The following is an 11,464-nucleotide window of genomic DNA, read 5'->3' as shown; positions in this document are numbered from 1 at the left end:
GCGATGCCTTAAATGTGGGCATGCACGCCTTGGAGAGCCCCATGTTTTTCAGACACCTGACCGCCGCATTGATCCTGACTGCCGCAACAGCCTCTGCAGGCAGCATCGCCCCGCGCGACGGCTGGGCAGTACATGAAACCTCCAAACCATTCGAACAGCTGATCGCGGACGTCAAGGCCGCCGCCAAGGCAGAGGGCCTCGGCGTTGTCACCCAGGCTGGCCCGACCCAGGCCGCCGCCGCGCGCGGCATCACCATCCCCGGCAACAGGGTAATTGGCCTCTTCAACAACGACTTCGCGGTGAAAATCCTGGCGCTCTCCACCGCGGCGATGATCGAGGCGCCCGTGCGCATGTATGTGACAGAAGAGGCGGACGGCAGCGCCACCCTGTCCTACAAGCTGCCCACCCATGTCTTTGCGCCTTATGCGGATGAAGGCGGCGCGGGGCTGGCTGCCCTGGCAGGCCAGCTCGACCGCCGCTTTGCGCTGATCGCGGAACGGGCGCAGAAATAGCCAGCTGCTTCATTCTGGTCACAATCCCCCGAACCGCCGCCATTTGCGCCGATTCCCGCCGCAGCATTTCTCACACTGGCGTGAGAGGGCTTGCGCAGAGGCGCAGCCTCGGCAATCTGACGGCAATTCAACGGATTGGACGGACAAGATGACAGAGACCCTGCGCACAGCCGATGTTCTGGCCCGGCGGCTTTATGAGGCGGGCTGCCGCCATGCCTTCGGGATGCCCGGCGGCGAGGTGCTGACGCTGGTCGACGCGCTGACCAAGGCGGGCATCACCTTTCACCTGGCCAAGCATGAAAACTGCGCCGGTTTCATGGGCGAAGGCGTGCATCACGCCGACGGCGCGCCGGTCATCCTGGTCGCCACCCTCGGCCCCGGCGCGCTGAACGGTGTCAACGTGGTGGCCAACGCCCATCAGGACCGGGTGCCGATGCTGGTTCTGACCGGCTGCGTTGATGCTGCAGAGGAGCAGAGCTACACGCATCAGGTGCTCGACCACCGCGCGGTGTTCACCCCGATCACCAAGGCCACATTCCGACTCGATCCAGACGCTGCGGACCTGATCGCAGACAAGGCGGTTGCCATCGCAACCGAGCCCCGAAACGGCCCGGTGCATATCGACGTGCCGATTTCGGTCGCGGACACGCCGGCCAGGGACCGGGGCATCCGCCGCGCGCCTGCAAGCCCGGCTGCGCCAAGCGGTGAAGCGCTGGCGCAGGCGCGTTCCTGGCTGGCGGCTGCCGAACGCCCGGCGGCGGTGATCGGCCTCGATGCGCTGCAGGAAAACGCAGGCCCGGCCCTGCGCGCCTTTCTCGAAAAACACCAGATCCCTTTTGTCACCAGCTACAAGGCCAAGGGCATCCTGCCCGAAGACCACACGCTTGCCTTGGGCGGCGCGGGCCTGTCGCCGCTGGCGGACAAGCACCTGCTGCCGCTGGTGCGGGAGGCCGATCTGGTTCTCTCCATCGGCTATGACCCGATCGAGATGCGCCCCGGCTGGCGCAATGTCTGGGACGTGGAAACCCAGAACGTCATCGACATCGCACCGGAGGCCAACACCCATTACATGCATCAGGCCGGGCTGAACTTCCTGACCGCCATCGCCCCGACGCTGGAGGCGCTTTCCGAAGGTTCAGAACCGCGCGAAACCTGGACCAATGGCCACCCGGCAGCTGTCAAATCCGCACTGGCCGAAGCCTTCCCGCAGGATGAGGGCTGGGGTCCGGCCGGCGTCATCGCCGAATGCCGCGCCACGCTGCCCCCGGAAACCCTCGCCACCGCCGACAGCGGTGCCCACCGCATCCTGCTCAGCCAGATGTGGGAGTGTTCCGAGCCGCGCGGTCTGATCCAGTCCTCCGGTCTTTGCACAATGGGCTGCGCCGTGCCGATGGCAATCGGGCGCAAGCTGGCACAGCCGGACCGGCCCGTGGTCAGCTTCTCCGGTGATGCGGGCTTCCTGATGGTAGCGGGCGAGCTTGCCACCGCCGCAGAACTGGGCGTGGCGCCGATCTTCGTGGTCTTCGCCGACGCCAGCCTCGCCCTGATTGAGCTGAAACAGCGCCAGCGCCAGCTTGCCAATGGCGGCGTGGATTTTGCCGCGCATGATTTTGCCGCGATGGGCCGCGCCTTTGGCGGCAACGGTGTCACAGTCACCAGCCGCGCTGAATTGCGGGCGGCCCTGCAGGACGCCATAAAAGCAGAAAAATTCACCGTCATCTCGGCAGTAATCGACCGAGGAGGCTACGATGGCCGCATCTGACATGCTCCCCCACGGCGCGCTGAAGGGCGTCAAGGTTCTCGACCTGTCCCGGATCCTGGCAGGCCCAACCTGCACCCAGCTGCTGGGCGATCTCGGTGCCACGGTGATCAAGGTAGAAAACCCCAAGACCGGCGGCGACGACACCCGCCAGTGGGGGCCGCCCTATGTCGTGGATGCCGACGGGCAGCAATCCGACCTCTCGGCCTATTTCATGGCCGCCAACCGCAACAAGCGCTCAGTCGCTATCGACATTGCCACGGAGGAAGGCCAGCAGGCGATCCGCCGCCTGGCGGCAGAGGCGGACATCCTGATCGAGAATTTCAAACCCGGTGGGCTGGCAAAATACGGATTGGATTACGCCAGCCTCAAGGACGATCTGCCCGGCTTGATCTACTGCTCGATTTCCGGCTACGGCCAGACCGGCCCCAACAGCCACAAGCCCGGCTATGACATCATGGCCCAGGGGTTCGGCGGCATCATGTCATTGACCGGGGAGCCCGAAGGCCAGCCGATGAAGGCGGGCGTCGGCATCGCCGATGTGATGTGCGGCATGTATGCCTGCATCGGTATCCTCTCGGCCCTGCACCACCGCGAGAAAACCGGCGAGGGCCAGCAGATCGACTTGGCGCTGGTCGATGCACAGATCGCCTGGCTGATCAACGAGGGCGTCGCCTATCTGAACACCGGCCAAATCCCCAAACGCCGCGGCAATGAACACCCCAGCATCATGCCCTATGGCGTCTATGAGACCTCGGACGGCCATGTGATCCTGGCGGTGGGCAACGACAGCCAGTTCCGCCGATTCATGGAGTTCCTGAAGCTCGAAGGCCTGGCCGAGGATTCCCGCTTTGCCACCAACCCGGCCCGGCTGCAAAACCGCGACGCGCTGAACAGCGTGCTGATCCCCTCCGTGCAGCGCTTCACCACGCAGGAGGTTCTGGCGGCAATGGAGGCCCGCAAGGTGCCCGCGGGCCCGGTGCAAAACCTGGAAACCCTCTTCGCCACCGATCAAGTCGAGGCGCGCGGCATGGCAATCGGCATGGACACCGCGGCCGGCCCGGTCAGGCTCCTGGGCAACCCGCTGAATTTTTCCCGCACGCCGGTCACATACCGCCATGCGCCGCCCCAATGCGGCGAGGGCACGGAGGAGATTCTGACCTCCGGCACGCCCTTCGGGCAGCCCTGACCGCCGAAATCCGCGGCGGCATTCCGCCAAGTGTTACAATTTCCGGCAAAACACCGCCAAACCGGCGGTGTTTTTGTTGTCTGTCGGCCCGGCCTCTTGCGGAATTTTCCCGGGAAATCCTACACATCCGGCGAATTTCAAGGCCGAGTGCACACAGCCCATCACCAAACCGCGAGCAGGGTTCGCCCGGACGGTTGCTATGATCTACTCTCCATCGGGACAGGAACCCGCGCTTAAATTGACAGAGATTGGACTCCGATGACGCATGATATTTTCGGCCAGGACAGTAGCCTGACTGACACCGCCGCGCTGCAGGATTGGAACGACGTGCAGTTGGGTGTTCTGGCCCACGCGGCTGCAACCGCGGATCATCTGGGCGCCGTGCTCAGGGCGGCTCCGGAGTTCGCCCTGGCCCATGCGCTCAAAGGATTGTCGCTGCTGATGCTGGGACGCAGCGAACTGCTGCCCACCGCCCGCGAGGCGCTGCGCGACGCAAAGAGTTTTTACGAAGGCTCGCTGCCGCGCGAACGTAAATATATCGACGCGCTGGAGAACTGGCTTGCAGGACGCCCGAGCCTCGCGATTCAGCGGATGGAGGAAGTCCTGGACGCATTTCCGCAAGACACCCTGGCGATGAAACTCAGCCACGGCATCCGCTTCATGATGGGCGACCCCGCCGGCATGCGAGCCTCGATCGAGCGGGTGCTGCCGTCTTACGAGCCGGACCACGCGGGCCGCGGCTACTTGTTGGGCTGCCACTCCTTCGCGCTGGAGGAAACCGGTGAATTCGAACGTGCCGCCAACACCGGCCGTCAGGCGCTGTGGATGGCGCCGGATGACGCCTGGGGCCTGCACGCGGTGGCGCATGTTCATGACATGACCGGCAACGCCAAGGCGGGATTGGAGTGGCTGGAAGGCCGCGAGGAAGCATGGGCCCACTGCAACAACTTCCGCTATCACGTCTGGTGGCACAAGGCGCTGATGCATCTGGACCTGGGCCGGATGGATGAGGCGCTCGCGCTCTACGACACCGAGGTCCGCAAGGACAAGACCGACGACTACCGTGACATCTCCAATGCAACCTCGCTGCTGATGCGGCTGGAGCTGGAAGGCATTGATGTCGGCTCCCGCTGGGAGGAGCTGGCGAATCTCTGTGCCAACCGGACCGAGGATGGAAGCCTGATTTTTGCCGATTTGCACTACCTCCTGGCCCTGACCGGCCACCGCAAGCAGGAGGCGCACCGGCTGGTTCAGCGGATTCACGCCGATGCGGCGGTCGGCGGCTCGGAGGCCAAAGAGCGGATGGCGGCCCCCGGCTGCGCCGCCGCCGACGGGCTGGAGGCCTTCGGAGAAGGTAATTACAAGGCCGCATTCACAAATTTATCCACAGCCCGCAACAGCCTTGTGCTGGCCGGCGGCAGTCACGCGCAACGCGATGTTTTCGAACGGATAACCATCGACGCCGGCCTGCGTGCAGGACGGCTTGACGAAGTCGAAGCAATCTTGGATGACCGCCGCGTCAAGCGCGGTGGCACCGAGGACAATTACGCCCTCGCCCGCCGCTCCCTGATCGCCGAAGGGCGGAACCCTTCCGGCGCCGAAAGCGTTCCCGCCGAATAAGACCCTCAAGGACCAAACATCCAATGTCCAGCGTTGCGCCCTTCCCCGGGCCTCAGAAAGATCCCAGTGCCGCCAACCGTGCAGCACCTCCGCCGCAGGCGGCCCAGCCGCGCGTCCGCGATCCGCGGCTCGACTTCTACCGCGGCATTGCGATGTTCATCATCCTCGTGGCCCATATCCCGGGCAACCGCTGGGCCAGTTGGATTCCGGCACGGTTCGGCTTTTCGGACGCAACCGAGATCTTTGTCTTCTGCTCCGGCATGGCTTCGGCCATAGCCTTCGGCAGTTCCTTTGCCCGGCAGGGCTGGTGGCTGGGCTCCGCCCGCGTGGTGTTCCGCTGCTGGCAGGTCTACTGGGCCCATATCGGCCTGTTCTTTTTCCTTGCCGCTTCAATGGCGTTGCTCGACCTTTATGGCGGTTTCGACAAGAGCTATATCGGTTCCTTGAACCTGCACTGGTTCTTCACCAATACCGTGCAGCAGCTGAGCGGCCTGTTCACCCTTACCTATGTTCCGAACTACTTCGACATCCTGCCGATGTATCTGGTGGTGCTGCTGCTGATGCCGCTGATGATGGGGCTGGAGAAAGCGAGCCTGTGGACCGTGGCCGCCGCCAGCATCCTGATCTGGCTCACCGCGAACCCCTATATGATCGGCCTCGGCCCCAATGGCGTCTCCTTCCCGGCTGAGCCCTGGTCCGACCGCGAGTGGTTCTTCAACCCGCTCGGCTGGCAGCTGCTGTTCTTTACCGGCTTTGCCTTCATGAAGGGCTGGCTGCCCGCGCCGCCGGTGTCCAAGGCACTGGTTGTTCTGGCCGCAGCCTTTGTGATCCTGTCAGCGCCGTTCGGCTCCTGGAAAGTGTTCCTGTGGGTGGAAGCCGCGAACAAGGATCTAGCCGACCTGATCCGCCCCACATGGGAAATCACCGCGGAGTGGCGCGAAAAGACCGACTTCGGCCTGCTGCGCTACGCCCATTTCCTGTCGCTGGCCTATCTCGGCTGGGTGGCTGCAGGTACCGGCGGCAAGCGCCTGATCGCAACCGGCAATTCTCTGGCCGCGCGCGTCTGGGCAGTGCTGCTGCAGCTTGTGACCAAGGTCGGCCAGCAATCGCTTGCGGTGTTTGTTTTTTCCATGGCGCTGGCCCGTTTCATCGGCTTTGCGCTTGACCAGACCGACCGCGCGGTTATGACCACGGCATTCGCCAACCTGGTTGGCTTTTTCCTAATCATTGTCTGCGCTTACACCGCAGCCTGGTTCAAGTCACAGCCTTGGAGAGCCAAAAAATGAGCTCTTTTACCCGTAGATCGTTCCTAGCCGCCGCGCTTGGCAGCACCGCCCTGGCCTCGCTGCCTGCCTTGGCTAGCGAAGCCATCCCCTTTACCCGCGACGTGGTCGTGGAAAAGGCGCGCGCGCTTGCCAGCAAGGACTATGCCGAGCGCCCGGCCGTGCCGCAGGACTGGCTGGACCAGTCCTATGACGACTACAAGGCCCGCTGGTTCCGCACCAAGGACGCGCTGTGGTCAAAGACCGACCGCAGCTACAACGTCGATTTCTTCCTGCCCGGCCTCTATTTCCCGCGCGCCGTGCAGATCAACACCGTGGCAGACGGCCTGGCCAAGCCGGTGGCTTTCGACCTGTCGCTGTTCGACAAGACCGACAAGGCGCCGGAGCTGACCACCGAAGGGCATCTGGGCTACTCCGGCCTGCGCCTGCGCACCGAGCAATCCGAACCCGGCAAGAAAACCGAATTCTGCGTCTTTCAGGGCGCCAGCTACTTCCGCGCCATCGGCACCGGCAATGCCTACGGGCTGTCGGCCCGCGGCCTGGCCCTGAAGACCGCCGACCCCGAGGGCGAGGAATTCCCGGAATTCATCGAGTTCTGGCTCGAGGCCCCCGCCCCCGGCCAAAGGTCTATGGTGGTGCATGCGCTGATGGACTCCCCCTCTGTGACCGGTGCCTACCGGTTTACCATCACCCCCGGCAGCAGCGCCGTGATGGATGTGGAGGCCACCCTGTTCGCCCGCGAGGAGCTGACCCACGCAGGGCTGGCGCCGCTCACTTCGATGTTCCTGTTCGATGCCACCAACCGCAGCCGCTTCGACGATTTCCGACCGGCGGTGCACGACAGCGACGGCCTGCTGGTGCAGAACGGCAATGGCGAAACCCTGTGGCGGCCACTGGCCAACCCCAAGCGCCTGCAGGTGTCGTCCTTCGTTGACGAAAACCCGCGCGGCTTCGGCCTGATGCAACGCGCCCGCAGGCTGTCGGACTTCAACGACCTGGAAGCCTTCTATCACGACCGCCCCTGCCTGTGGGTGGAACCCAGGGAAGACTGGGGCAAAGGCGCCGTCACCCTGGTGGAAATCCCCGCCGACAAGGAAATCTACGACAACATCGTTGCCTACTGGCGCCCGCGCGAGCCCTATGCCGCCGGATCGGAGATCAGCCTCAACTACCGCCTCACCTGGGGCGAGGAACCGGTGCTCTCAGTGCCACGGGTTATCGACACCGCCGAGGGTGCGCGGATCTTCGGCGGACCGGGCCGGATCGTCACCGTCGATTTCGATGCGCACCCGCTGTTTGATGGCGGCCCCGAGACCCTTGACGTCCACATCCACTCTCCCCATGTGGCGACCAGCGAAGGCGTGCTGCAGCGCAACCCGGAAACGGGCGGTCTGCGGCTCGCCTTTTACTTCGATCCCGGCGACCGGGATCACGTCGAACTTCGCGCCCAGCTCAGGAAAGGCGGCAGCCCCGCTTCCGAAGTCTGGCTTTACAGGTGGACCGCATGACTGCATGTGATCTGATGCCTCCGGAACAGCCTCTGGCGATGCCGGAACAGGACTTCAGCAAGGACTTCCGCGACTCGGCCGCCCCCGGCGGCGCCGCGCCTGGCCAGGTGGCGCTGTGGCGCCTGCTGGCCTTCTCGCCTGCGATGGCGGCGACCGGTGTGCTCACCTGGGTGATGGGCGGCTGGTTCACCGACGGCGGTTTCTCGGTGCTGGAGGTGATCCTGCTGGCGCTGATCGCCTTCAACTTCTTCTGGATCGCCTTCACCGTCTCCACCGTCCTGCTCGGCCTCTACGGACTGTCGCGCCGCGAACGCACGGTCACCCGCGGCGCGGCCCGGCCGATGAAGGTGGCGCTGCTGATGCCGGTCTACAACGAGGTGCCCTGGTACGTGCTGGGCAACGCCCAGACCATGCTGCAGGAGCTGCACGGCCGCGGCGGCCTGCATGAATACGCGATGTTCATCCTGTCGGACACCCGCGACGACGCCATTGCCGCGCAGGAGCGTGCCAGCGTCGAGGCGCTGCGCACCATGCTGCCGGAAGGCACTGAGCTTTACTACCGCCGCCGCGACGACAATGAAGGCCGCAAGGTCGGCAATATCTCCGACTGGGTGCGCCGCTGGGGCGCAGGGTATGAGGCGATGCTGGTGCTGGACGCCGACAGCCTGATGACCGGCCGCGCCATCGCCCGGCTGGCCGACGCGCTGGCCCGCGATCCCGGCGCCGGCCTGATCCAGAGCTACCCGCAGCTGATCGGCGCCCAGTCGGTCTTTGGCCGCATGCAGCAGTTTGCCAACGGCGTCTATGGCCTGGCGCTCGCCGAAGGCCTGGCGCGCTGGGCCGGCCACGAGGGCAACTACTGGGGCCACAACGCCATCATCCGCACCCGCGCCTTTGCCGCCTGCGCCGGCCTGCCGCTCTTGCGCTCGCGCTTTGGCGGCGGCGACAAGCTGATCATGAGCCACGATTTCGTCGAGGCAGGCCTGTTGCGCCGGGCCGGCTGGTCGGTGCGCTTTCTGCCCCGCATCCGCGGCTCCTATGAGGAAACCCCCGCCACCCTGATCGACCACATCCTGCGCGACCGCCGCTGGTGCCAGGGCAACCTGCAGCACCTGAACCTGCTGCACGCCAAGGGCTTCCGCGCGATCTCCCGCTTCCACCTGTTTGCCGGCGCGATCGGCTACCTGATGGCACCGGTCTGGTTTGCGCTGCTGGTGCTTTGGGCGGTGATCGGCCGCAGCGAGGAAGCCTCGGTGATCAGCTACTTCAGCGAGGCCAACCCCTTCCGCCCCAGCTGGCCGGACATGTCCGAGCCCAAGCATGTTCTGGTGATCATCCTGATCTACGCAATGCTGCTGGCGCCCAAGATGCTGGCCGCAGCGGCGCTGCCGATGACCGGCAGCCGGTTTTCTGAGTACGGCGGCCCGGTGCATTTCGCGCTGTCCTTCCTCTCCGAGGTGGTGCTGGCCATCCTCTATGCACCGATCCTGATGGTGCAGCAGATGATCGCCGTGTTCCGCACCGCGCTTGGCCTGCAGCGCGGCTGGGCGCCGCAGGCACGCGACGGCGGCAGCTATTCCCTGCGCACGCTGATCACTTGCCACGCGCTGGAAACCGTCAGCGGCGTTGCGCTTTGGGCCGGCATATTGACCGGCACCGTGTCGCTGTGGCTGGCACCGATTGCGCTGTCGCTGGTGCTGGCGGTGCCGCTGTCGGCGCTGTCCGGCGTCAAGACCGTCAACCGCATCCGCCACTGGATGGCTACGCGGGAGGAGTTCACTGAGCCTCAGATCACCCGCGCAGCCCGTGCTGCCCGCGCCGAGCTGAAGGCCCTGCTGGACGGCAGCGCGCCGCACGGCACCCCGGCAGAGTAAGCCTGTCGCACCAAGCGGCACCCGCACCCGCAGGATGCCCCGGCTCTCACCGGGACACCCTTGGCAGCCTTGGGTCCGGCGCCGCGCTGATGCGCGGCGCGGCCCGCGTCAGACGCCATGCAACAGCTCCGCAAACAGCTCATGCCCGGAAAATGACAGCCGTAGCGCGCCCGCCAGGGCGCGCTGCCCGGCCCAACGCTTTGCCGCAAATCTGTGATTTTCGGGCAAAGGGGCGGGAACTCTTGCGTCTTGCGCAATGCTGCCGCTGCTTAGCGCACCGCAAGCAGATCCTCGAACCAATCCGCCATCAGCTCCGCCCAGCCCTCCGGCAGCGTATGGCCGCCGTCAAACAGCACCAGCTCAATCCCGGCGCGAGGGCCGCAGTCCCAGCGTCGGCGCAGCAGGCCCTCAGCGCTCCACGCCCGGTCCGGCGCATGGGAGGTGCAGCCATTGGCCGCGCGCCAGACCTGCAGCGCGGCAAACACATCCCCCTGTTCGAAGCGCCCGCCGCCCAGCACCCGGCCCTCCAGCGGCACCACTTCATCACTCCAGCCATGCACCTGCAACAGCCGAACCGGCCCTGCGCAGCGCTCCGGTTGCGGCCGCCAGAAGGCCCCCGAAACCGGCGCGTAAGCGGCAAAGGCTGCAGGATCGCGGCAGGCCAGGTAATGCACCATGAAGGCTCCGGCCGAAAACCCTGCCAGCACCGTCTTCGACTTTGAGGTGCCGAACCGCGCCGCCGCGTCCGCCAGCACCGCGGCAAAGAATGCGCCCTCGTCGCGGCCGCCCGTGAACGGGCCGAAGCCCCAGGACTGCGGGCCGCTGCCGTCCCGCCTCAGCCCCTCGGGCGCGATCACCGCATAGCCGCGCCGCGTCAGCCCCTCCACCAGGCTCCTGTTGCGCAGAACGCTGCTTCCGCTGCCGCCGTAACCATGCAGGAACATCACCACCGGGGCGGCGGCGGCGCGTTCCGGCAATGCGATATGATAGTTGCCGCCCTCGGCACTGCACTTGCCTGCTTCCCCGCCGCAGCCGGCTGCCGCCACGCCGGCCAGCAGCGCAAAGACCGCTGCCGCCGCCGCGCCCAGCAGCGCTTTCCTCATTCTGTCCACCGGGCCACCGGCAGGTTGCCCGCAATCCAGCCCGGCCCGGCGCCGGAGCCCAGCATGCCCTCGGGCACGTCGATCACGTTGGAATACCCCGCCTCAGCCAGCGCCAGCGTCATCCGGGCGGAGCGCACGCCGCGGGCGCAGATCAGCGCCACCGGCGCCGCAGGGTCCGGTCCTGCTGCCGCCTGCAGGGCTTCGATGAAATCCGGGCGCCGCATGTCGATCTGATGGCTGCCCGCAGGCACCCCCGAAGCGCGCCATTCCCGCGGCGTGCGGATGTCCACCAGGGTAATCTCTCCTGCCTGCGCCAGCGCGAAAGCCTCTTTTGCCGTCAGCCGCGGATGATCATGCACCGGCGGCTGCCGCCGGTGCCACCAATAGCCGTAGCCCGCCGCCGCCGCGGCGCCGCCCAGCAGCATCAGCCGCCGCGTAAGCTTCGGGTTCTGCACCTCTGCCTCAGGCATCCTTCCTCCGCCGCCTGCAGTTTGCACCGGCCCGCTGGCGGGCCTGCCCCCAGAACTAGCAGCACAGGCACCGTCAATCACCAGAAACAGACCGAATCCGCCGGTCAAGTTCTTGTTATTGCGCGTCCGTTGCCCAATTATGCCCG

General features: G+C 65.8%; 9 protein-coding genes. 7 read left to right on the top strand and 2 right to left on the bottom strand.

Features of this window, described 5'->3' with window-relative positions; all coding sequences use genetic code 11:
• Nucleotides 1–41 precede the first annotated feature (41 nt).
• The 7 genes from LHL23_RS07280 to mdoH all read left to right on the top strand — a co-directional run bounded on the left by LHL23_RS07280 (nt 42) and on the right by mdoH (nt 9,745).
• Complete coding sequence (locus LHL23_RS07280; protein ID WP_222476186.1) at nt 42–512, top strand: DUF302 domain-containing protein; 471 nt, start codon at nt 42–44, stop codon at nt 510–512.
• 148 nt (nt 513–660) lie between these two features.
• Nucleotides 661–2,274: a thiamine pyrophosphate-binding protein gene (locus LHL23_RS07275; RefSeq protein WP_226429348.1), complete on the top strand. Its 1,614-nt coding sequence runs from the start codon at nt 661–663 to the stop codon at nt 2,272–2,274.
• Nucleotides 2,261–3,460: a CaiB/BaiF CoA transferase family protein gene (locus LHL23_RS07270; protein WP_226429347.1), complete on the top strand. Its 1,200-nt coding sequence runs from the start codon at nt 2,261–2,263 to the stop codon at nt 3,458–3,460. The genes LHL23_RS07275 and LHL23_RS07270 overlap by 14 nt, the downstream gene beginning before the upstream one ends.
• A gap of 258 nt (nt 3,461–3,718) precedes the next feature.
• Nucleotides 3,719–5,080, top strand: coding sequence for a tetratricopeptide repeat protein (locus LHL23_RS07265; RefSeq protein WP_226429346.1), 1,362 nt, complete (start codon nt 3,719–3,721; stop codon nt 5,078–5,080).
• Between the two features lie 23 nt (nt 5,081–5,103).
• Nucleotides 5,104–6,366, top strand: a complete 1,263-nt coding sequence (locus LHL23_RS07260) for an OpgC family protein (RefSeq protein ID WP_226429345.1) — start codon at nt 5,104–5,106, stop codon at nt 6,364–6,366.
• Nucleotides 6,363–7,871 carry a glucan biosynthesis protein gene (locus tag LHL23_RS07255; protein WP_226429344.1) on the top strand — a complete coding sequence of 503 codons (1,509 nt, stop codon included), beginning with the start codon at nt 6,363–6,365 and terminating at the stop codon, nt 7,869–7,871. Before LHL23_RS07260 ends, LHL23_RS07255 begins: the two co-directional genes overlap by 4 nt.
• Nucleotides 7,868–9,745 (top strand): glucans biosynthesis glucosyltransferase MdoH, encoded by a 1,878-nt coding sequence (gene mdoH, locus LHL23_RS07250; protein WP_226429343.1) that lies wholly within the window; start codon nt 7,868–7,870, stop codon nt 9,743–9,745. Before LHL23_RS07255 ends, mdoH begins: the two co-directional genes overlap by 4 nt.
• 269 nt (nt 9,746–10,014) lie before the next feature.
• Here the strand turns inward: mdoH and LHL23_RS07245 are convergent, their stop codons facing one another.
• Together LHL23_RS07245 and LHL23_RS07240 are read right to left on the bottom strand one after the other, a co-directional pair.
• Complete coding sequence (locus LHL23_RS07245) at nt 10,015–10,848, bottom strand: alpha/beta hydrolase family esterase (RefSeq protein WP_226429342.1); 834 nt, start codon at nt 10,846–10,848, stop codon at nt 10,015–10,017.
• The gene (locus tag LHL23_RS07240) at nt 10,845–11,318 is read right to left on the bottom strand and encodes a rhodanese-like domain-containing protein (RefSeq protein ID WP_226429341.1); all 474 of its coding nucleotides are present in this window, start codon (nt 11,316–11,318) and stop codon (nt 10,845–10,847) included. The genes LHL23_RS07245 and LHL23_RS07240 overlap by 4 nt, the downstream gene beginning before the upstream one ends.
• Between the last annotated feature and the right edge of the window lie 146 nt (nt 11,319–11,464).

Source organism: Leisingera sp. McT4-56, from assembly GCF_020514995.1.
GTDB lineage: Bacteria > Pseudomonadota > Alphaproteobacteria > Rhodobacterales > Rhodobacteraceae > Leisingera > Leisingera aquaemixtae_A.
Note: the sequence above shows the minus strand (reverse complement) of the source record. Positions and strands in the feature narration are given on the sequence as shown.

Coding starts and splice junctions, on each gene's coding strand:
- LHL23_RS07280 (WP_222476186.1), top strand. CDS start 42: ATGTTTTTCAGACACCTGACCGCCGCATTGATCCTGACTGCCGCAACA.
- LHL23_RS07275 (WP_226429348.1), top strand. CDS start 661: ATGACAGAGACCCTGCGCACAGCCGATGTTCTGGCCCGGCGGCTTTAT.
- LHL23_RS07270 (WP_226429347.1), top strand. CDS start 2,261: ATGGCCGCATCTGACATGCTCCCCCACGGCGCGCTGAAGGGCGTCAAG.
- LHL23_RS07265 (WP_226429346.1), top strand. CDS start 3,719: ATGACGCATGATATTTTCGGCCAGGACAGTAGCCTGACTGACACCGCC.
- LHL23_RS07260 (WP_226429345.1), top strand. CDS start 5,104: ATGTCCAGCGTTGCGCCCTTCCCCGGGCCTCAGAAAGATCCCAGTGCC.
- LHL23_RS07255 (WP_226429344.1), top strand. CDS start 6,363: ATGAGCTCTTTTACCCGTAGATCGTTCCTAGCCGCCGCGCTTGGCAGC.
- mdoH (WP_226429343.1), top strand. CDS start 7,868: ATGACTGCATGTGATCTGATGCCTCCGGAACAGCCTCTGGCGATGCCG.
- LHL23_RS07245 (WP_226429342.1), bottom strand. CDS start 10,848: ATGAGGAAAGCGCTGCTGGGCGCGGCGGCGGCAGCGGTCTTTGCGCTG.
- LHL23_RS07240 (WP_226429341.1), bottom strand. CDS start 11,318: ATGCCTGAGGCAGAGGTGCAGAACCCGAAGCTTACGCGGCGGCTGATG.